This window comes from Curtobacterium sp. MCLR17_032, from assembly GCF_003234795.2.
Lineage (GTDB): Bacteria > Actinomycetota > Actinomycetes > Actinomycetales > Microbacteriaceae > Curtobacterium.
This window is the reverse complement of the sequence record NZ_CP126268.1, coordinates 2,947,398-2,967,073: the sequence shown is the minus strand read 5'-3', so window position 1 is coordinate 2,967,073 and position 19,676 is coordinate 2,947,398. Positions and strand designations below refer to the sequence as shown.

Sequence of the window (19,676 nt, the reverse complement as noted above, 5' to 3'; positions counted from 1 at the left end):
GGCGTCTCGCAAGGAACGGAGACGCTGGGGCTCAGTCGCGGACGAACTGCTCGATCGCGACGTCGCCGGTGTTGACGCGGAAGGTCTTGCCGACCGACGCGTCGTCGTGCAGGGACGCGGCGACCAGCGCGGCGACGTCCGCGCGGGCGATGCTCGAGGACGGGTCGGCGGTCTCGACGGAGCCGGTCGCGTCGTCGTCGGTCAGGGTGCTCGGGGCGACGATCGTCCAGTCGAGCGCCGAGTCGCGGAGGACCGCGTCGGCGACGGTCTTCGCCTCGGCGTAGGCGAAGAAGTCGTCGTCCTCGGGGACACCGTGGCCGAGGCCCGCGTCCGACCAGGAGACGAGGACGAAGCGCTGGACCTCGGCCTCGAGGGCGGCGTGCATCGAGCGGATCGCGGCGTCCCGGTCGACGGCCCAGGTGCGCTCGGCGGAACCCCCGCCGGCGCCGGCTGCCCAGACGATCGCGTCGTGGCCGCGGACCAGGTCGGTGAGGCCGGCGATGTCGAGCTGCTCGATGTCGGCGACGACGGGCTCCGCACCGGTGGCGCGGACGTCGTCCTGCTGCTCGGCCTTCCGGATGACCGACGAGACGGTGTCGCCGCGGCCCGTCAGGAGCTGCGCGGTGAGGAGGGCGACGCGGCCGTGGCCGCCGAGGATGATGGCGTTGCTCATGACGTGGACGGTACGCGCGGGCCCTGATGACGGGGTGGTCGGCGACCCGCCGGGAGGGTCGTCCCGCGTCCTCGGGCACGGCACTCGGGCAGGATGGCCGGCATGGGCAGCGACGAGGGGACGGCGCGGACGGATCCCGCGTCCGCCGTCTGGGGACCCACCGCGCCGACCCACCGGCGGTACGAGCGGCGGTCCGCGGTCGGGACCGGCGAGGCGGCGTGGGAGCGGGCCTCCCGGTCGGTGCTCCGCTGGGGTGTGAAGACCCGCAGCGGCTTCTCGGTGCCGGACGACGTCGAGGTGCAGCCGGGCCGGCGGCTCGAGGTGCGCTTCCGGATCGGCCCGGTCGTCGTGCGGGAGCCGGTCGAGGTCGTCGCGGTGGTGCGCACCGACGACCGGGTCGGGTTCGCCTACCGGACCCTGCCCGGCCACCCCGTCGACGGCGAGGAGTCGTTCATCGTCAGCCGCGACGGCGACACCGTCTGGTTGACGCTGCGGTCCCTGACCCGGCCGTCGACCACCCGCGCCTGGGCACTGGTGTTCCCGGTGCTCCGTGCCGCGCAGGTCGTCGTCCGCTGGCGGTACCGGCGCGCGCTCCGCTGAACGCGCTGCGCTGCGTTGCGCGGGTCGGGGCGTGGCCCCCGGTCGGGATGCGCGGCCCGGATCCGTCGCGATTCGCGGATCCGCGGACGCGTTCGTGTCCGCTCGAGCGGGTGTCGTAGCGTCGGAGACACCAGGACGAACACCATCCCGCGTGCCCCGACATCCCCCGCGATCCGCGGTGGCCTGGCCGCAGCGGTCGCCCCGGTCGACGTGGGACCGAACGAGGTCCCTGCAGAGGAGGCGACGCTCATGCCCGCCACCATCACCGCCATCCCGACACCCCTCGCCGGCGGCCCGGCCCTCCGCCGGCCGACGCGCACCGAGGCCTTCACCGAGGTCCGAGAAGCCACCCGCGGTCGCATCCTGACCGCGAGCGCGCTCGTCGTCGGCCTCGCCGCCGTCAGCACGTTCACGCTCGCCGTGATCGCCCTGGTGGTCGCCTCGTGATCACCGCAGCACCAGCGCCGTACGACGTCGTCGCGCTGACCGAACCCATCGACATGACCGCGCTGATGCGCGAACAGGAGGCCCTCCGTGCGTGACTCCACCCTGATGCAGGAACTCCGCTCCGACCCGCTGGAGTGGCACCGTCGAGGCATGTCCTCGCCCCTCGAGATCGACCGGATCGTGATCAGCCGGCTCGGCATCGGTGTCAGCACCGACCCGACGTACGCCGACTTCTTCCAGGCCGCCGCGTGATCGCCTTCGAGCAGGGACCGGTCCGCGTGACGGCCGACTCGTCCGGGCTGAGTGCCGACCACCGGGTCGTCTGGGCCCGCCTCGGACGCCTCGAGGCACTCTGTGCCGAGCGCACCGCCCGGAGCACCGCGCTCCGCACCACGACGACGACGACCATCTGACGTGGGCGTCGACGTCGAGCACGAACCGCACCGCTGGGACCGTGCTCGCGTCGTCGACGCCGCCGACCGGGTCTTCACCGCCGAGGGTGCCGCCGGCCTCGACCACGCCACCGTCGCGACGCTCGCCGGGACGGACCCGGACACGGTCCGGGCGTACTTCCCGGACCCGATCGACGTCGTCGTCGCCGTGCTGGAACACCGGCACGCGCAGTGGAACGACGGGCTCGCCGAGGCCGCCCTCGGAGCCGCAGATGCCCGGGACGAGATCCTCACCGTGTTCGCGCACCTCGAGGCCTGCTTCCGTGACCCGACCTGGACCGGTTGCGCGTTCATCAACGGCTACGGCGAACTCGGCCGCTCCGAGTCCCGCGTCGCCGCGCTGGCCCACGAACACCTGCGCGGCATCGAGGCGCACCTGCACGCCCTCGCCGGTCGCGCCGGTCTGCCCGTGCACGTGGCCGATGCGCTCTCCCTGCTGGTCGAGGGCGCCAAGGTCGAGTCGGCGATCCACCGCACCACCCGCCCGGCGCGATCCGCCCGGCTCGCGGCGGCCACCCTCATGACGGCCTACGCGCCCAGCGCGCACACCGACTTCATCTAGGCCGAAGCTCGTCCGACCGTTCGAGCGTGTCCCTCGGGCTCTCGCCGAACTCCGCCGCGTACTGCTGCGCGAAGCGTCCGAGGTGAGCGAACCCCCAGGCCGCGGCGACCTCGCGCACCGAGACGGCGGTCGGGTCGGAGACGAGCAACTCCTGGCGCACCCGGTCCAGGCGGACCTGCCGGATGTAGGCGTTCGGCGTGGTCTGCAGGTCCCGCTGGAAGGCCTCCTGCAGCGCGCGCAGACTGACGTCGAGGTGGCGCGCCAGGGAACTCGTCGTGATCGGCATCCGGGCGTGGTCCTGGATGTACTCGACGGCCGCGCGGACGTGCACCGACAGCGCGGTGCCCTCGGGGCGCCGACGCACCGGACGTTGCTGCGGGTACATCTCCAGCAGGGACGCCGCCGCCAGCCGGGCCATCTCGGCGTGCAGCAGCCGCCCGGGCGTCCCGTCGCGGAGGGTGTGCGAGATGAGGGACACCGTGTTGTGCCAGGTCCGCACGGACTGCTCGGAGGGTGCGGTCAGGTGGTCGAAGCGCAGCCCGGCGGACAGGTCGGCGCCCTGCTCGGCCGCGACGCGTTCGACGGCCTCGCGGGACAGGTGCACGAGTCGCTGTTCGTAGTCGTCCATCGCGAACGAGAACGTGCGGTCGGGGAGCAGGGGCACGGGGATGCCGGGCTCCATCTCGAGCACCGTGCCCCCGGTGTCGAGCCGCGAGGACCCGGACTGCAGCCACTGCACGATGACGGCGTCGGAGGGCGGCAGGTCCCCGTCGACGTGACCGGCGAACTGCGACGTGTGCAGCGACATCGTGCTGTCGCCGAGGGCGACGTACCGGAACGAGAACGGCGTCGTGACGGGCCCGACGTGCAGGTCGGCACCGTAGAGGTCCGCGATGAAGCTCGCGGCCTCTCCGAGGTCCGTCCCCGTCACGTCGAGACGCACCGGCATCGCGTCGTCGATCGGCATCAGGCGAAGCATCCCACGACGGCCGTCCCCCGTGGCAGCCCGGTGTCCGGGAACCGCCACGGGGGACCGACCGGCCGCGTCCTGCGGACCATCACCGCGTCACCGCATCACCGCGGGTCAGCCGCGGATCGCCTCGGCCAGCTTCACCCGGCCACCGGTGCGGAGCAGGGCGTTCTCGTAGACCCGCGCACCGAGGAGCACGACGACCAGGGCGGACACCGCGACGACGACCAGCGACAGCAGGGGCTCCCACCACTCGGCCGTTCCCAGGAAGATCCGGACCGGCATGCCGATCGGAGCGCTGAACGGCACGTACGACATGATCCCGAGGATCGTCGGGTCGTCCGCGGCGAACACGATGAGGAAGTACGGGATCATCAGCAGCATCATCACCGGGGTGGTCACGCTGCCGACGTCCTCCTGCCGGGACACCAGTGCTGCCGAGGCCGCGAACAGCGCCGCGATGAGGACGAACCCGACCGCGAAGAACCCGACGAACCAGAGCGCGCTCGGGCCGAGCAGCGTGAAGAGGTTGTCCTGCCCGGTCACCGCCAGGGCCACGGCGGCCGCGACCGCGATCGCCACGATCTGGCCGAGCGCCATCACGCTGTTGCCGATCACCTTGCCCGCCAGCAGCGCCCGAGCCGGGATCGCCGCCATCAGGATCTCCACGACCCGGGTGGACTTCTCCTCCACGACGCTCTGCGCGATCGACTGGCCGAAGGTGACGGCCGAGGCGAAGAACACCACACCGAACGCGATGCCCACCAGGGACACCAGACCGGGCGGCAGGGCGCCGGGGTCGAGCAGGTCGACCTCGGGCGAGACACTGAGCGCCTGGACGACGTCGGTCGGGGCGCTGTCGAGGCCGACGACACGGAAGCCGAGCTGCCCGCCGTCGGGGACGATCGCGGCGTCCACCTCGCCGTCACGGACGAGCTGCTCGGCCGCGGCACGGTCGGACGTCCTGGTCACGTCGAGCCCGTCCGAGCTCGGCAGGGTCACCCCGCTGACCACGGCGACCGGGGTCGTCGCGTTCGCCGTCGACTTCCCGACGATGCCCGCGACGACGATGCCCGCCACGACCATCACGAGCAGGATCACCGCGGAGACGACGAATGCCTTGCTGCGGAGCCGGGCCTGGATCTCCCGCACGGTGACGAGCCGGACGGCGTCGACGGTGCTGCGCTGCAGGATGCCGCGCTGGACGGCGCTCATCGGACGACCTCCGTGAAGACCTCGCTGAGCCGGGGAACCCGCGCGCCGAACGACGCCACTCCGCCACGGGCGACCGCGCGCTGCAGGACGGTCTGGGCGACGGACTCGTCCGCCTCGAACAGGGCGTACCCGCCGTCGAAGGCCCGGATGGTGACCCCGGGTTCGTCGCGGAGCCAGGCGACGTCGTCCGCCACCAGGATCTCCCACGCGGCGGGACCGGCGTTGCGACGGAGCTCGTCCTGCGGCCCGGCGGCCCGGATCCGACCGCCGGCGATCACGACGACGTCGTCGCAGAGCCGTTCGACGACGTCGAGCTGGTGGCTGGAGAACAGCACCGGCACCCCGTCCGCCGCCGTCTCGCGGAGGACGCCGAGGACCGTGTCGACGGCCATCGGGTCGAGCCCGGAGAACGGCTCGTCGAGCACCAGGACCTCGGGTCGGTGCGCCAGGGCCGCGGCGACCTGCACCCGCTGCTGGTTGCCGAGCGAGAGCTTCTCCACCGGGTCCGTGGCGTGCGCGCCGAGTTCGAGCCGCTCGAGCAGCTCGGTCGTCCGGGCGGCCGCGGTCCGGCGGTCGACGCCGTGCAGCCGCGCCAGGTAGGTGACCTGCTCGGCGACCGGCATCTTGGGGTAGAGGCCGCGCTCCTCGGGCATGTACCCGAACCGACGTCGGTCGGCGGGGCCGATCGGGACGCCGTCGATCGCGACCGTGCCGCTGTCGGCGTCGAGCACGCCGAGCATGATGCGCATGGTGGTGGTCTTGCCGGCGCCGTTGCCGCCGACGAACCCGGTCAACCGTCCGCGGCCGACGGTGAAGCCGACGTCATCGAGCACCTGGCGCTCGCCGAAGTGCTTGGTCACTCCCTCGATGCTGAGCATGGCGGGTCCCTTCCGCAGCGGCCGTCGCTGCGCCTCCGACGCTACGAGAGCGGGCGGTTCGGTGCCTCCCACACGCGACGGGGATCGCGCCGGCGTCGTCTCCGCCGCGCGGGGGAGGCCAGGTCAGTCGCCGGAGCGGACCACGCCGTTCTCGTACGCCCACACGACGGCCTGGATCCGGTCGCGCAGGCCGAGCTTCTGCAGCACGTTCGACACGTGGGTCTTCACGGTGGCGTCCCCGACGAAGAGCAGCCGGGCGATCTCGGCGTTGCTGAGTCCCCGTCCGAGCAGCCGGAGCACCTCGGTCTCACGCTCGGTCAGGCCGGGCACCGGAGCCGCGCAGGGTTCGGGGCTGACGGTCGGCGGCTCGGCAGCCGGCGTCACCACGGGCACGCTCGCCGTCGTCGCGCGGCTGATCACCCGCCGGGTCACGTCGGGGGCGAGCAGGGCGTCCCCGGCGGCGACGGTCCGCACCGCCTCGATGAGCTTCTCGGGGGAGGCGTTCTTCAGCAGGAACCCGCTGGCACCGGCCGCGAGGGCGTCGAACAGGTACTCGTCGGTGTCGAACGTGGTCAGCACGAGCACCGCCGGCGGGTCGTCCGTCGCGGTGATCCGCCGTGCCGCCTCGAGCCCGTCGACGCCGGGCATCTGCACGTCGAGGCACACCACGTCCGGGCGGTGCTCGGCGACGGCCGCGACCGCTGCCGCACCGTCGCGGGCCTCGGCCACGACCCGCACGCCGGGTTCGGACTCGAGGATCACCCGGAAGCCCGCCCGCACCAGGTCCTGGTCGTCGGCCAGGACCACCCGGATCACGCCGTCGGCAGCCATGCCCGCACCAGGTAGCCGCCGCGGGCTCGGGGCCCGATCTCGATCCGTCCGCCGACCGCGTCGACGCGCTCGCGCATCCCGACGTGGCCGAGTCCGCTGCCCGCGGTCGACCGGGAGGCCCGTGCCCCGGCACCCGTGTCGGTCACCTCGAGCTCGAGGGCGTCCGGCAGGTAGCGCAGCCGCAGGTCGGCGCGGGCGTCCGGGCCGGCGTGCTTGAGGACGTTCGTCACCGCCTCTTGGGCGATCCGGTAGGTGACCGAGGCGACGGTCGGCGGGACGGCGCGTTCGTCGCCGACGACGCTGAAGCCGGTCGCGTGCCCGGCGGTCGTCGCGGCGGCCGCGAGCTCCGGCAGGCGCGCGAGCCCCTCGGTGCTCGGCGCGTCCGCGGGCAGCGTGTGCCCGTCGGCGTCGGTCTGGCGGAGGGTGCCGAGCATCCGGCGGAGTTCCTCGACCGCGGTCCGGGCGCTGTCCTCGACGACGGCGAGGGACGCGGCGGCCTGCTCCGCATCGCGCTCGAGCACCCGTCGGGCGGCACCGGCCTGCACGCCCATCAGCGACACGTGGTGGGCGACGACGTCGTGGAGTTCGCGGGCGATCCGGACCCGTTCGAGCGCGACCGCCTGCGCCGCGGACCGTTCCCGCTCGGCGGCCAGCTCGACGGTGCGCTCGTCGAGGTCGTGCTTGGCGACCGCGGCCGTCCAGGCACGGTTGCCGGAGTACCAGGCCGCGCCGAAGTACACGAGGTTGATGACGATCGCCAGCAGGGAGTTCGCCACGTACGGCGGGATCGCCGAGTCACCGTCGTCGGGCAGCGCGCTCGGCACCGACCACCGGAACACGATCGCCAGGAACACCCACGCGAACATGCCGAGGATGAGGACCCAGCGCACCAGTTCGGCGCGGGTCCGGTCGGAGCACCAGGCACCGACCGTGTACAGGGCGATGAACAGCGTGAAGTTGAGGAACAGCCCCTCTGGCACGTGCAGGAGCTGGGTCGCGGCGAAGGCCAGCGCCGTGACGACGGCGACCGACATCGGGAAACGCCGGCGGAAGGCCAGGGGTCCGGCGTTCGCGACGACCATCAGCGCGGACACCCACCACGGAGCCGGGTCGTCGTACAGGCCGATCGCGCCGTAGAGGGTCATCGACACCGTGAGCGCGGCGGCGAGCACGAGCGCCAGGACCGCGTCCTGCCGGTGTTCGCGCCGCCCCACCGGTAGCCGCGACCACTCCTCGCTGCGCGCCGGTCCGTCCCCGGCGGTCACCCCCGTGCCCGTCATGGGGACCACGGTAGCGGCTCATGTCGGCAGGGCCGCCGCGGCGACACCGACCTGTGGACGGTGGTCGGGACCCGGCCACCTGTGGAGGGCGACGGACGGGAGGCCGTGGTGCGGGCCTCCCGTCCGTCACCTCGCGCGCATCAGCGGTAGGCGCGCTCGTACGGTGCCGGCTTGTACGGCAGGTCCACCCGGAGCGCCTGCGCGGCACGGATCGGGAAGTTCGGGTCGCGCAGCGCGCCCCGCCCGATGAGCACCACGTCGGCCTGCCCGAGGGCGACGATCTGCTCCGCCTGGAACGGGTCGTCGATCATCCCGACGGCCGCGACCGGCACGCCCGTGGCCTGCCGGATCGCGGTCGCGAACGGCAGCTGGTAGCCGGGGCCGACCGGGATCGGGGCGTTCTGGACGTTGCCGCCGGTCGACACCGACACGAGGTCGACCCCGTGCTCGCCGAGCCAGGCGGACAGCTGCTCGGACTCGGAGAGGTCCCAGCCGCCCTCGACCCAGTCGGTCGCGGACAGACGGACCACGAGCGGGACGTCCTCGCCGACCTCGGCCCGGACGGCGTCGACCGTCTCGAGGAGGGCACGGGCGCGGTTCTCGAGCGAGCCGCCGTACTGGTCGGTGCGCTCGTTCGACAGGGGCGACAGGAACTCGTGCAGCAGGTACCCGTGGGCTCCGTGCAGTTCCAGCAGGTCGAAGCCGGCGTCGACGGCGCGGCGTGCGGCGACCGCGAAGGCCCGGACCACGTCGGCGATGCCCTCGACGGTCAGCTCGGTGGGGACGTGCAGGCCGGGGAACGCGACCGGCGACGGGCCGACCGGCTGCCACCCGCCCTGCTCCGGCGCGACGTTGCCGCCGCCCGCGGTGGGACCCCACTCGCGGCTGGTGGAGGCCTTGCGGCCGGCGTGGGCGAGCTGGATGCCGGCGACGGCCCCCTGGCTGTGGATGAAGTCGGTGATCGGCCGGAACGCGTCGCGCTGCTCGTCGTTCCAGAGGCCGAGGTCCTGCGGGCTGATGCGGCCCTCGGGGACGACGCCGGTGGCCTCGACGACCACTGCGCCGGCACCGCCGCGGGCCAGACCGCCCAGGTGCACGAGGTGCCAGGGCGTGGGGACGCCGTCCTGCGCCTCGACCATGTACTGGCACATCGGCGGGATCCAGACGCGGTTCCGGATCTCGAGTCCGCGGAGGGTGATGGGGTCGAAGAGTGCGTGGGTCACGCGGGTCCTTCCCGGTTGTTCGGTTCGTGGGCTCGTCCACAGTACGACTGTCGTCGTACCGATTGCCCGGGAAGGGTGCAGACCCGGGAAGGGTGCAGCCCCGGGAAGGCCGCAGCCCGTCCGCCGCGGGGACTCAGCCGCAGTACTCGTACGGCGGCCGCGGATCCACGCCGACCCACACGCCGATCACCGACGTGCCGGCGTCGTCCATCTCGAACGTCACCGACCGGTCGCCGTCACGGACGCTCCAGTAGGCGAACGAGGGAGACGAGTCGTCGCCGTAGCCCGGCGTGCGGGTGAGGTCCGGGTAGGCCGCCCGGAGCTGGTCGAGGCTGTTGCCCCGGCCCATCCCGGCCGCGGTGGTCAGTCCGCCGGCCTCGACGCCGATGACCTTGCCGTCCGCCTGCTGGACGACGAGGTGCAGGTCACCGGAGTCGAAGATCCCGACGTTCGGGTTCGGGCAGGAGCCGTTCGCCTGCGGCACCACCGGTCCGACCGCCGCCACCACGTCCTGGTAGGCGCTGCCGATGGTGATCGGTCCGACGCCCGCGCCGCTCACGACCCAGGAGCCCGGTCCGACGCGGTCGGACGAGAGCCCGGCGATGGTCGCCGACAGCAGGCCCGAGGTGGGTGCGTTGACCTGGCTGATCGTGATCCAGCGACCGTCGCCGTCCCACCACGAGGTCTCGGTGCCGTCCTCCGGGGACGGGTCAGCTCGGAACCTGCGCGAGCAGACCGTCCCGCCGTCGCCCGGAGCGCAGTCGGCACCGGCCGCGCGCAACCCGTCCTCGCGACCCGACAGCGCCGCGGCCGAGGCGCTGCCGATGGTCACGTGGATGCCGCTGACGTCGGCGCGGGGATCCGCCCAGACGCAGTCGAGCCACTCGGAAGCGGTCCAGGTGCCGCCGGCGTACGGCATCGTCGACGGTGCGGGCACGGTCGTGCCGTCCGGGTGCGCGGGGCTCTGGGTGAGGGGCGTCCTGCCGAAGAGCCGCTCCCGGTCCGCGTCGGAGTACAGCGCTCGGCAGTCGGACGGGTACCGCGACGGCGCGGCGGCGCTCGATGCGGACGGCTTCGGAGCCGGGGTGTCGACGACCGGCGCGGACGCCGGCGTGCTCGCCGGCACCGACGGCTCGGTCGTCGGGCTCGGTGCCGGCGCGGCCTGCTGGACCTGCGGGACGACGGCGAGGGCGACGGCGCCACCGGCGGTGCCGAGGGCGAGGAGGGCGATGGTGGCGATGACGATGCGGCTGCGGTGGCGCTTGGGCTTCGGGTGACGTTCCTCGGCGTGCTCGAGGACGTTCTGCTTCATCGAGACGAGCATCCGCTGCAGGTCGTCTCCGGTGGGGGGCTCAGTGTTCATCGTGCGTCACCGCCTTCTTCAGTCGTGCTCGGGAGCGGGAGACCCGCTGGGTGACGGCGCCGACGCTCAGCCCGAGCATCGCGGCCGCCTCGGTGTACGAGTGGCCCTCGATCAGGCAGAGTTCGCAGATCCGCCGGTCGAGCGGCGGGAGTGCGTCGATCTCGTCACGGACCCACCGGAGGCGCTCACGGGCCTCCTGGTCGGCCTCCGGCACCGCGAGTTCGGCGGGCAGCTCGTCGGCGGCCCGTCCCGCGACCGCCCGGGCCTGGTTGCGTGCGTGGTTCCGGCAGACCACCAGCAACCACGGGAGGAGCGCACGCGTCGACAGCTGCAGGGTGTCGGCCTTCTGCCAGAGCGTCAGGAACGTGTCCTGCACGAGTTCCTCGACGTCCTGCCGGCTGCCGGCCAGCGCCCACGCGTAGCGGGTGAGCGTCGGCGCGAACCGGTCGAACGCGTCCGCCAGCGCAGCGCGGTCCCCGCCCGCCAGTCGTCGGGTGAGGGCGACGTCTGCGTCGGTGTCGGTCTCGGTGTCCACGGTGCCTCCTTCACTACAGCAATGTCCGCGGATCGACGATCCTGACGAAGTCGTGTCCGGCGTGTCCGTGTTCTCCACAGGCGATGCGGTCCTGTGCGCGAGGTCGGTGGAACGGCACTACGCTCGGACCCGGCCCGCGACGCGATGCTGCGCCAGGTCTGCGGGCCGTCCAGCTCTGGCGTCCAGGAGGACCGAAGTGACCGATTCCGCACCCGTCGACCCCACATCGACCGCAGGATGGAAGCAGCTCGACGGCATCGCCGCCGGCTTCTCCCCGGACCTCCGGGGGTGGTTCGACGCCGACCCCGGTCGTGCCGAGAAGTACACCTTCCAGGCCGCGGACCTGACCGTCGACCTGTCGAAGGGCCTGGTGACCGAAGAGGTCCTGCAGGCACTGCTGCAGGTCGCGGAGGACACCGGCGTCGCCGAGCGCTACCAGGCGATGATCTCCGGTGAACGCATCAACGTCACCGAGGACCGTGCCGTCCTGCACACCGCGCTCCGCCGACCCAAGGCGACCGAGGGCCTGGTCCCCGCCGCACCCCTGACCGTCGACGGCCAGGACGTCGACGCCGACGTGCACGCCACGCTCGACAAGGTCTACGGCTTCGCCGAGCAGGTCCGTTCCGGCGCCTGGACCGGTGTCACCGGCAAGCGCATCGAGACCGTCGTCAACATCGGCATCGGCGGCTCCGACCTCGGCCCGGTCATGGTCTACGAAGCCCTCAAGCCGTACGTGCAGCAGGGGCTCGAGGTCCGGTTCGTCTCGAACATCGACCCCGCCGACATCCACGAGAAGACCGTCGGCCTCGACCCCGAGACCACGCTGTTCATCGTCGCGTCGAAGACCTTCGGCACCCTCGAGACCCTGACGAACGCCCGTCTGGCGCGCCAGTGGCTCTGGGCGGGCCTGGGCCTCGCCGACGCCGGTGACGACGAGAAGAAGGACGCCGTCGCGAAGCACTTCGTCGCCGTCTCCACCGCCCTCGACAAGGTCGCCGCGTTCGGCATCGACCCGGAGAACGCCTTCGGCTTCTGGGACTGGGTCGGCGGCCGCTACTCGGTCGACTCGGCCATCGGCACCAGCGTCGTCATCGCGATCGGCCAGGAGAACTGGGAGCAGTTCCTCGCCGGCTTCCACGCCATCGACGAGCACATGCGCACCGCCCCGCTCGAGCAGAACGTCCCCGTCCTGATGGGCCTGCTCAACGTCTGGTACACGAACTTCCTCGGCGCCCAGAGCCACGCGGTCCTGCCGTACACGCAGTACCTGCACCGCTTCCCGGCCTACCTGCAGCAGCTCACCATGGAGTCGAACGGCAAGCGCGTCCGCTGGGACGGCTCGGACGTCGTCACCGACACGGGCGAGGTCTTCTGGGGCGAGCCCGGTACGAACGGCCAGCACGCGTTCTACCAGCTCATCCACCAGGGCACGCGCCTGATCCCGGCCGACTTCATCACGGTCGCGAAGCCCGCCCACGCCCTCGCCGACCAGACCGGCGACGGCAAGGCCGTGCAGCCCGGCCAGGACGTCCACTCGCTGTTCCTGGCGAACTTCTTCGCGCAGTCGAAGGCGCTGGCGTTCGGCAAGACCGCCGACGAGGTCCGTGCCGAGGGCACCACCGACGAGATGATCGTCGCGGCCCGCACCTTCACCGGCAACAAGCCGAGCACGTCGATCCTCGCGCCGGAGCTCACCCCGAGCGTCCTCGGCCAGCTGATCGCCCTCTACGAGCACATCGTGTTCACCGAGGGCACCATCTGGGGCATCGACTCGTTCGACCAGTGGGGTGTCGAGCTCGGCAAGCAGCTCGCGCTGCAGGTCGCCCCGGCGGTCGACGGCGACCAGGACGCCCTCGACGCGCAGGACTCGTCGACGAAGGCGCTCATCGCCAAGTACCTCGAGCTGCGCGGCTGATCCGACGCCGCACACGAGAGGCCCGTCGCTCCGGCGACGGGCCTCTCGTGCGTCACGGGCCGCAGACCGCGGTCCGAGACCGCCATCAGCGCCGCCGGACCAGGACCACCGAGTCCTCCAGCGTCGCCGGGCTGCCGTCCGGTGCAGTGACCTGCCGGGTGCGGAGCTCCGCAACCTCGACGTCCCAACCGTCGTCGAGTGCGAGCTGTGAGACCTGCTCCGCCGGACCGACCAGGGGTTCGGCGTGCGCGTGCTCGGCATGCGACGCCCAGGACGGGGACCCGGCGTGCCCGACGACGACCAGGTGCCCGCCGGGTGCCACGAGTGTCGTCGCCCGACGGAGCACCGCGGCCCGGGGGAACGACACCGACGAGTGCAGGAACGACGCCGTGACCAGGTCGAACCGGTCGTCGGTGTCCCAGGTCGCCAGGTCGGCCTGCACCCAGGTCACCCGGTCACCGAGTCCGACGCGCTCGGCCTCGGCGCGTCCGCGGGCGAGGGCGTTCGCCGCGATGTCCACCGCGGTGACCTGCCACCCCTGCGCGGCCATCCAGAGCGCGTCGCCGCCCTCACCGCTGCCGAGGTCGAGCGCCCGGCGCGCACGAGCAGCGCCGCCAGATGCCACGCCAGCTGCCGCCGGGTCGCCGTCGGGCGCGAGTCGTCCCACCGTCTCGACGAGTGACGCGTTCGGCGCCCCCGACCAGATCGGGGCGTCCCCGTAGCGGTCGGTCCAGTAGGCCTCGGCATCCGTGCCGGGAGTGGGTTCTGCGGTCATCCGCGCAGCATCCCACCGGTGCTCGGGGACGGCCAGTACGATTGCCGGATCGGCAACGGCGACGACGTTCCCGGGGTCCGTCCGGCGCAGTCGCAACGGAGACCCAGCATCGATACGGAAGTATGTGCAAGTGACGATCATGACCGAGCGGCCTCAGCAGGACACCCCGAGCGCCGAGACGGAGCGACCCGGCAACGCGACCGTCCGCTTCCGCAACGCCGCTGTCCTGGCCGTCGAGACCACCGTCGCGGACCGCGTGACCACCTCCGCGGACATCGAGGAGAAGCTCGGCGGCGTGCTCCGTCGTCTCCGCCTGCCGATGGGTCTGCTCGAGCGCGTCGCCGGCGTGCGGGAGCGCCGCAACTGGGGTGAGAACCAGTCCTTCCAGGACGCCGCGATCGACGCCGGACGTCGTGCCATGGCCGCCGCGGGCATCAAGCCCGAGGACGTCGGCCTGCTCATCAACACCTCGGTGACGCGTCCGCACCTCGAGCCCTCGGTGGCCGTGCGACTGCACCACGGTCTGGGCCTGCCGACGTCGGCGATCAACTTCGACATCGCGAACGCCTGCCTGGGCTTCGTCAACGCCATGAGCGTCGCCGCCGGCATGATCGACTCCGGCCAGATCAAGTACGCCCTCGTCGTCGACGGCGAGGACGCCGACCAGGTGCAGCTCAACACCATCGACCGCCTGAACCAGGGCGGCCGGAACCGCAAGGACTTCATGAGCGAGTTCGCCAGCCTGACGCTCGGCTCCGGTGCCGCCGCGGCCGTGCTCGGCCCGGCGGACCTGCACCCGACCGGCCACCGCATCGTCGGTGGTGTCACCCGTGCGGCGACCCAGTGGTACGACCTGTGCGTCGGCAGCGTCGACGGCATGTTCACGGACGCCAAGATGCTGCTCAAGGGCGGCATGGAGCTCGTCGTCGCCGCCTGGAACGAAGCGCGCGCCCACTTCGACTGGACCGACATGGACCGGTACGTGCTGCACCAGGTCTCCGACGTGCACACGAACGCGTTCGTCGCCGCGATCGGCGTCCCGCGCGACAAGGTCCCCACCACGTACGAACGCTTCGGCAACGTCGGCCCGGCGTCGATCCCGATCACCCTGGCGGACGAGGTCGCCCGCGGCTCGATCCGCCCCGGCGACCGCGTGTTCCTCGGCGGTGTCGGCTCCGGCATCAACACGGCGATGATGGAACTGCGCTGGTGACACCGCGGTTGCCCCGCGTCGCCACGAGCACGGCTCCGGCGACGCTCCCGCCGCCCCTGCCCGGACTCGACCCGGCCTGGTCCCGCCTGGTCACGGTCCCGGCATCGCCGTCGGATCGTCCGGGAGGCCCGGCTCGCCCCGCGCGCACCTGGCACCTCCTCGACACGGCCGCGTCCCTGACCGCACTCGGCGTCGAGCCCGTCGGCACGCTGCTCTGCGTGCACGGCAACCCGACCTGGTCCTACCTGTGGCGATCCGTCGTCGCGAAGTCGCTCGCGGTCGCCGCTGCCGGCGGCCCGGCCTGGCGCGTCGTCGCCGTCGACCAGCTCGGCATGGGCTTCTCGGAGCGCACCGGCGTCGACCACCGCCTGGCCGACCGGGTCGCCGACCTCGGCGCGCTGACCGACGAGCTCGGGCTCGCGGGCCCCGTCGTCACGCTCGGCCACGACTGGGGCGGTGTCGTCTCCCTCGGCTGGGCCGTCGACCACCCGGACCTCGTCGTCGCGGTGACGACCTGCAACACCGCCGTGCACCAGAGCGCGGACGCCCCGATCCCGGCTCCGCTCCGTCTGGCGCTCCGCCCGCAGCTGCTCGGGCGAGCCACGGTCATCACCCCGGCGTTCATCGAGACCACCCTGGCGATCGCGCACCCGAAGCTCGACCGGGCCACCGCCGACGCCTACCGGGCGCCCTACCGCGGTGCTGCCCGACGGGGTGCGGTCGGTGGGTTCGTCGCGGACATCCCCGTCGACGCGTCCCACCCGAGCGCGGTCGAACTCGACCGCATCGCTGCCGGGGTCGCTGCGCTGCAGGTCCCCGCCCTGCTCCTCTGGGGGCCGCGCGACCCGGTGTTCCTCGAGCGCTACCTCGACGACCTCGCCGCCCGGCTGCCGCAGGCCGACGTGCACCGCTTCGAGGGTGCCGGACACCTGCTGCCGGACGACGCCGACGTCGCCGGGACGGTCTTCGACTGGCTCGGCGACCACCTGCCGGACGGCACCGCGCCCACCCCGGCCGACCCGGGCCTCCCGGCCGACGCCGATGCCGACACCGGCGCCGGCGCCGACACGGACGCGCCCGACCGCGAGTCCGACGCCGACAGCACCCACCGCCCGCTCTGGACGCACCTGACCGAGCTCCGCGACAGCGACGAGCCGGCCCTGGTCGAGATGGCCGCACCCGGCGGGACCCGCACGATCACCTGGCGGCTGCTGGCCCGACGCATCGACGAGGTCGCCGCCGGACTGCTCGACCTCGGCGTCCGACACGGCGACCGGGTCTCGCTCCTGGTGACCCCCGGTGCTGACCTGACCGCCGCCCTCTACGCCTGCATCCGGATCGGCGCGGTCGTCGTGGTCGCGGACGCCGGACTCGGACTCGGCGGTCTGACCCGCGCCGTCCGTGGGGCCCGTCCCGACTGGATCATCGGTGCCCTGCCCGGACTCGCCGCGGCGCGGGCCCTCGGCTGGCCCGGACGCCGGATCGCGACCGTGGCCCTGCCCGCCCCCGCTCGTCGGGCGCTGCGGGTCGAGCACACCCTCGCCGCCGTCGCCCGTCGCGGTGCCGCACGCCTGGCCGCCGGTTCCGCGCTGCCGGAAGCTCCCGCTGCCGACGCCCCGGCCGCGGTCCTGTTCACCTCCGGGTCGACCGGCCCCGCGAAGGGCGTCGTGTACACGCACGGGCAGCTCGGCGCGGTGCGGGACGCCCTCGCCGGCCAGTACGACGTCGGTGTCGGCACCGGCCTGGTGGCGGGCTTCGCACCGTTCGCGCTGCTCGGCCCCGCCCTCGGCGCCCGCTCGGTCGCTCCCGACATGGACGTCACCGCACCCCGGACCCTGACCGCCCGTGCGGTCGCGGACGCCGTCGGGGCGGCCGACGCCACCGTGGTGTTCCTCTCGCCGGCGGCCCTGGCGAACGTGGTCGCGACGGCCTACGCCCTGACCGACGACGACCGGCGCGCCCTCGGCCGGGTCCGGCTGTTCCTGTCCGCCGGCGCCCCGGTGTCCGCTGCGCTGCTCACCGCGGCGACCGAGCTGATGCCCAACGCCAGCGCGCACACCCCCTACGGCATGACCGAGGGGCTGCTCATGACGGACGTCGACCTGGACGGTGTCCGCGCTGCCGGGGCGTCCGGGGCCGAGGGCATCTGCGTCGGCCGGCCGGCTGCGTCGGTGCGGGTGCGGATCGCCCCGCTCGACGCCGACGGCCGCGCGACCGGAGCACTGACCGAGGCGCCCGACGTCACCGGCGAGATCGTCGTCGTCGCCCCGCACGTGCGCGACCACTACGACCGGCTCTGGCGGACCGACCGGGCCTCGCGCCTCGGCGTCAGCGACCCGCGCGGCCACCGCACCGGCGACGTCGGGCACCTCGACGCCTCCGGCCAGCTCTGGGTCGAGGGCCGCATGCAGCACGTGGTGACCACCCCGGACGGCGTCGTCACACCGGTCGGCCCCGAACAGCGCATCGAACGGGTCTCCGGCATCGGCCGTGTCGGCATCGCGGGCATCGGTCCGGCCGGCACGCAGCAGGTCGTCGCCGTCGTCGAGACCGTCCCGGCCGCACGACGCCCCGGCCCGGCTGCGCCCGCACTCGCCGACGCGGTCCGTGCTGCCGCCGGGGTACCGGTCGCCGCGGTCCTCGTCGTGCCCGTGCTGCCGACCGACATCCGGCACAACTCCAAGGTCGACCGGGCGCGGCTCTCCCGCTGGTCGTCGTCGGTGCTCGCCGGGGGACGGATGACCCGCCCGTGAGGGTGCTGGTCACCGGCGCGAGCGGCTTCCTCGGCCGCGCGGTCGCCGCTGCCGTCCGGGACGCCGGGCACGAGGTCCGGACGTTCCAGCGTCGGCCCTCCGGTGTCGACGGCGTCATCGACGTGCTCGGCACGATGACCGACCCGGCAGCGGTCCGTTCCGCGGTCGACGGGGTCGAGGCGGTCGTGCACCTGGCCGCCAAGGTGTCCCTCGCCGGGGACCCCGCCGACTTCGAGCGGGTCAACGTCGACGGGACGCGCGACCTGCTCGCCGCCGCCCGTGCCGGAGGAGCGGCCAGCTTCGTGTTCGTCTCGTCGCCCTCCGTCGCCCACACCGGGGCGTCGATCGCCGGCGACGACGCCACCCCGGCGTCCCCGGAGACCGCCCGCGGCGACTACGCCCGGACCAAGGCCGCCGCCGAACGCCTGGCGCTGGCCGCCGACGCCCCCGGCTTCGCGGTCGTCGCCGTCCGCCCGCACCTGGTGTGGGGGCCGGGCGACGAGCAACTCGTCGGCCGCATCGTCGACCGGGCCCGGAGCGGACGCCTGCCGGTCCTGGACTCCGGCGCGGCCCTGATCGACACCTGCTACGTCGACAACGCCGCCACCGCGATGGTCGCCGCGCTGCACCGTGCCGAGGCCGTCCACGGCCAGGCGTACGTCGTGACGAACGGGGAACCGCGTCCGGTCGGGGAGCTCCTCGCCGGCATCTGCACGGCCTCCGGCGTCGCCGCGCCGCGGTGGCACCTGCCGGCCGCGCTGGCCCGCGTCGCCGGGTCTGCGATCGAGGCCGTCTGGCGTGTCCGCCCCGGCACCGACGAACCGCCGATGACCCGGTTCCTCGCCGAACAGCTCTCCACCTCGCACTGGTTCGACCAGCGCCGCACCCGGTCGGACCTCGACTGGACGCCGTCCGTCTCGATCGACCAGGGACTGCGCGCACTCGCCGCCGCAGCCGATGCGGACGGGCACATCCGCCGTCCGTAGCGTGGTGGACATGACCACCTCTGTCCTCGTCGCCGGTGCCACCGGCGACCTCGGTTCGCGCATCGTCCGCGAACTCCTGCTCCACGACACGCACGTGCGCGTCCTCACCCGCGGGGCCTCGAGCCGTGCCGCCGAGCAGTTCGCCGGGCAGGACCGGGTCGAGGTCGTCGTCGCCGACTACACCGACCGGGCCGCACTGCTCCGGGCGCTCGAGGGCGTCGAGGTCGTCGTCTCGGCCGTCAGCGGCACCCGCTCGGTCATCGTCGACGCGCAGCGGGCACTGCTCGCCGCCGCCGTGGACGCCGGCGTGCAGCGCTTCGTGCCGTCCGACTACGCCGCCGACTACCGCTCGGTCACGCCCGGGACGAACCGGAACTTCGAGCTCCGCCGCGAGTTCGCCGCCGACGTCGACGCCGCCTCGATCCGGGCGACCTCGGTGCTCAACGGCGCCTTCGCCGACATGCTCACCGGGCAGGCGCCGCTGGTGCTGTTCGACCGGCAGCGCGTGCTGTTCTGGTCATCGCCGGACCAGGTGCTCGACTTCACGACGAAGGACGACGTCGCCTGGGTCACCGCGCACGTGGCGCTCGACGCCGACGCCCCGCGGGTCGTTGAGGTGGCGGGGGACCGGGTGACCTCGCGGGAACTGGCGGCCACGATGTCCCGGATCACGGGGCGGACGTTCCGGCTGCAGTGGGCCGGCACCACGGGCCTCCTGTCCGCGATGGCACGGACCGGGCGGCGGCTGTCGTCGACCGAGGACGAGACCTTCCCGGCCTGGCAGGGGATGCAGTACTTCGTGAGCATGTTCAGCGGCGAGGCCGAGCTGCGGCACGTGCGCAACGACCGCTACGGCCCGCACGGGTGGACGTCGGTGCGGGACGTGTTGGCGGCGCACGTCGGGGTCTGACCCGGAGGGCACCCTCGGGCGCGCTGGGACGCCTTCGCGCCGCCGAGACGGTGCCGAGTGCTCGAGACACCGCCGGATGTGGCGGCGTCTCG

The 19,676-nt window shown here is 73.3% G+C and carries 20 protein-coding genes; 10 read left to right on the top strand and 10 right to left on the bottom strand.

Annotated elements, in window-relative coordinates:
* Positions 1-31: 31 nt before the first annotated feature.
* Complete coding sequence (locus DEI97_RS14105; RefSeq protein WP_111074462.1) at positions 32-673, bottom strand: SDR family oxidoreductase; 642 nt, start codon at positions 671-673, stop codon at positions 32-34.
* Between the two features lie 102 nt (positions 674-775).
* Here DEI97_RS14105 and DEI97_RS14100 point away from each other — a divergent pair, with 102 nt between their 5' ends.
* From DEI97_RS14100 to DEI97_RS14080, 5 genes are all read left to right on the top strand, one after another.
* Positions 776-1,273: a DUF1990 family protein gene (locus DEI97_RS14100; protein ID WP_111074463.1), complete on the top strand. Its 498-nt coding sequence runs from the start codon at positions 776-778 to the stop codon at positions 1,271-1,273.
* A gap of 249 nt (positions 1,274-1,522) precedes the next feature.
* Complete coding sequence (locus DEI97_RS14095; RefSeq protein ID WP_146248101.1) at positions 1,523-1,720, top strand: hypothetical protein; 198 nt, start codon at positions 1,523-1,525, stop codon at positions 1,718-1,720.
* An 87-nt stretch (positions 1,721-1,807) separates the two neighbouring features.
* Positions 1,808-1,972 carry a hypothetical protein gene (locus DEI97_RS14090; RefSeq protein WP_181439196.1) on the top strand — a complete coding sequence of 55 codons (165 nt, stop codon included), beginning with the start codon at positions 1,808-1,810 and terminating at the stop codon, positions 1,970-1,972.
* Entirely contained in the window at positions 1,969-2,133 is a 165-nt protein-coding gene (locus DEI97_RS14085; protein ID WP_181439197.1) for a hypothetical protein, read from the top strand. The genes DEI97_RS14090 and DEI97_RS14085 overlap by 4 nt, the downstream gene beginning before the upstream one ends.
* Before the next feature lies 1 nt (position 2,134).
* Positions 2,135-2,734, top strand: a complete 600-nt coding sequence (locus DEI97_RS14080; protein WP_111074465.1) for a TetR/AcrR family transcriptional regulator — start codon at positions 2,135-2,137, stop codon at positions 2,732-2,734.
* Here DEI97_RS14080 and DEI97_RS14075 read toward each other — a convergent pair.
* The 8 genes from DEI97_RS14075 to DEI97_RS14040 all read right to left on the bottom strand — a co-directional run bounded on the left by DEI97_RS14075 (position 2,727) and on the right by DEI97_RS14040 (position 11,029).
* A complete protein-coding gene (locus DEI97_RS14075; RefSeq protein WP_181439198.1) occupies positions 2,727-3,701 on the bottom strand; it encodes an AraC family transcriptional regulator in 975 nt (324 codons plus the stop codon). The two genes, DEI97_RS14080 and DEI97_RS14075, sit on opposite strands and share 8 nt — an antisense overlap.
* Positions 3,702-3,818: 117 nt before the next feature.
* Complete coding sequence (locus tag DEI97_RS14070; RefSeq protein ID WP_111074467.1) at positions 3,819-4,919, bottom strand: ABC transporter permease; 1,101 nt, start codon at positions 4,917-4,919, stop codon at positions 3,819-3,821.
* Complete coding sequence (locus tag DEI97_RS14065) at positions 4,916-5,797, bottom strand: ABC transporter ATP-binding protein (protein ID WP_111074468.1); 882 nt, start codon at positions 5,795-5,797, stop codon at positions 4,916-4,918. Before DEI97_RS14065 ends, DEI97_RS14070 begins: the two co-directional genes overlap by 4 nt.
* Before the next feature lie 123 nt (positions 5,798-5,920).
* Positions 5,921-6,628, bottom strand: coding sequence for a response regulator (locus DEI97_RS14060; RefSeq protein WP_111074469.1), 708 nt, complete (start codon positions 6,626-6,628; stop codon positions 5,921-5,923).
* Positions 6,610-7,908 (bottom strand): sensor histidine kinase, encoded by a 1,299-nt coding sequence (locus tag DEI97_RS14055; protein ID WP_111074470.1) that lies wholly within the window; start codon positions 7,906-7,908, stop codon positions 6,610-6,612. Before DEI97_RS14055 ends, DEI97_RS14060 begins: the two co-directional genes overlap by 19 nt.
* A gap of 140 nt (positions 7,909-8,048) precedes the next feature.
* Positions 8,049-9,131, bottom strand: a complete 1,083-nt coding sequence (locus DEI97_RS14050) for an NADH:flavin oxidoreductase/NADH oxidase (protein ID WP_111074471.1) — start codon at positions 9,129-9,131, stop codon at positions 8,049-8,051.
* Between the two features lie 133 nt (positions 9,132-9,264).
* A complete protein-coding gene (locus DEI97_RS14045; protein ID WP_111074472.1) occupies positions 9,265-10,494 on the bottom strand; it encodes a hypothetical protein in 1,230 nt (409 codons plus the stop codon).
* Positions 10,484-11,029: an RNA polymerase sigma factor gene (locus DEI97_RS14040; RefSeq protein WP_111074473.1), complete on the bottom strand. Its 546-nt coding sequence runs from the start codon at positions 11,027-11,029 to the stop codon at positions 10,484-10,486. Before DEI97_RS14040 ends, DEI97_RS14045 begins: the two co-directional genes overlap by 11 nt.
* Before the next feature lie 196 nt (positions 11,030-11,225).
* On the opposite strand from DEI97_RS14040, the gene pgi reads away from it, so the two are divergent.
* Positions 11,226-12,947 (top strand): glucose-6-phosphate isomerase, encoded by a 1,722-nt coding sequence (gene pgi, locus DEI97_RS14035; RefSeq protein WP_111074474.1) that lies wholly within the window; start codon positions 11,226-11,228, stop codon positions 12,945-12,947.
* Between the two features lie 85 nt (positions 12,948-13,032).
* Here the strand turns inward: pgi and DEI97_RS14030 are convergent, their stop codons facing one another.
* Positions 13,033-13,722, bottom strand: a complete 690-nt coding sequence (locus tag DEI97_RS14030) for a class I SAM-dependent methyltransferase (protein WP_111074475.1) — start codon at positions 13,720-13,722, stop codon at positions 13,033-13,035.
* 139 nt (positions 13,723-13,861) lie between these two features.
* Here DEI97_RS14030 and DEI97_RS14025 point away from each other — a divergent pair, with 139 nt between their 5' ends.
* Genes DEI97_RS14025 through DEI97_RS14010 form a run of 4 tightly spaced genes read left to right on the top strand, consistent with a single transcriptional unit; the run spans position 13,862 to position 19,584 of the window.
* Positions 13,862-14,935, top strand: a complete 1,074-nt coding sequence (locus DEI97_RS14025; protein ID WP_111074622.1) for a 3-oxoacyl-ACP synthase III — start codon at positions 13,862-13,864, stop codon at positions 14,933-14,935.
* Positions 14,932-17,688: an alpha/beta fold hydrolase gene (locus DEI97_RS14020; RefSeq protein WP_258376670.1), complete on the top strand. Its 2,757-nt coding sequence runs from the start codon at positions 14,932-14,934 to the stop codon at positions 17,686-17,688. The genes DEI97_RS14025 and DEI97_RS14020 overlap by 4 nt, the downstream gene beginning before the upstream one ends.
* Positions 17,685-18,674, top strand: coding sequence for an NAD-dependent epimerase/dehydratase family protein (locus DEI97_RS14015; protein WP_111074476.1), 990 nt, complete (start codon positions 17,685-17,687; stop codon positions 18,672-18,674). Before DEI97_RS14020 ends, DEI97_RS14015 begins: the two co-directional genes overlap by 4 nt.
* Before the next feature lie 10 nt (positions 18,675-18,684).
* Positions 18,685-19,584: an NmrA family NAD(P)-binding protein gene (locus tag DEI97_RS14010; RefSeq protein ID WP_111074624.1), complete on the top strand. Its 900-nt coding sequence runs from the start codon at positions 18,685-18,687 to the stop codon at positions 19,582-19,584.
* Positions 19,585-19,676: the final 92 nt, after the last annotated feature.

Excerpts from the sequence above, each read along its gene's own strand:
- DEI97_RS14070 (WP_111074467.1), bottom strand. The coding sequence starts at position 4,919 with ATGAGCGCCGTCCAGCGCGGCATCCTGCAGCGCAGCACCGTCGACGCC.
- DEI97_RS14100 (WP_111074463.1), top strand. The coding sequence starts at position 776 with ATGGGCAGCGACGAGGGGACGGCGCGGACGGATCCCGCGTCCGCCGTC.
- DEI97_RS14010 (WP_111074624.1), top strand. The coding sequence starts at position 18,685 with ATGACCACCTCTGTCCTCGTCGCCGGTGCCACCGGCGACCTCGGTTCG.
- DEI97_RS14045 (WP_111074472.1), bottom strand. The coding sequence starts at position 10,494 with ATGAACACTGAGCCCCCCACCGGAGACGACCTGCAGCGGATGCTCGTC.
- DEI97_RS14025 (WP_111074622.1), top strand. The coding sequence starts at position 13,862 with ATGACCGAGCGGCCTCAGCAGGACACCCCGAGCGCCGAGACGGAGCGA.
- DEI97_RS14075 (WP_181439198.1), bottom strand. The coding sequence starts at position 3,701 with ATGCCGATCGACGACGCGATGCCGGTGCGTCTCGACGTGACGGGGACG.
- DEI97_RS14065 (WP_111074468.1), bottom strand. The coding sequence starts at position 5,797 with ATGCTCAGCATCGAGGGAGTGACCAAGCACTTCGGCGAGCGCCAGGTG.
- DEI97_RS14030 (WP_111074475.1), bottom strand. The coding sequence starts at position 13,722 with ATGACCGCAGAACCCACTCCCGGCACGGATGCCGAGGCCTACTGGACC.
- DEI97_RS14095 (WP_146248101.1), top strand. The coding sequence starts at position 1,523 with ATGCCCGCCACCATCACCGCCATCCCGACACCCCTCGCCGGCGGCCCG.
- DEI97_RS14105 (WP_111074462.1), bottom strand. The coding sequence starts at position 673 with ATGAGCAACGCCATCATCCTCGGCGGCCACGGCCGCGTCGCCCTCCTC.
- DEI97_RS14060 (WP_111074469.1), bottom strand. The coding sequence starts at position 6,628 with ATGGCTGCCGACGGCGTGATCCGGGTGGTCCTGGCCGACGACCAGGAC.
- DEI97_RS14055 (WP_111074470.1), bottom strand. The coding sequence starts at position 7,908 with ATGACGGGCACGGGGGTGACCGCCGGGGACGGACCGGCGCGCAGCGAG.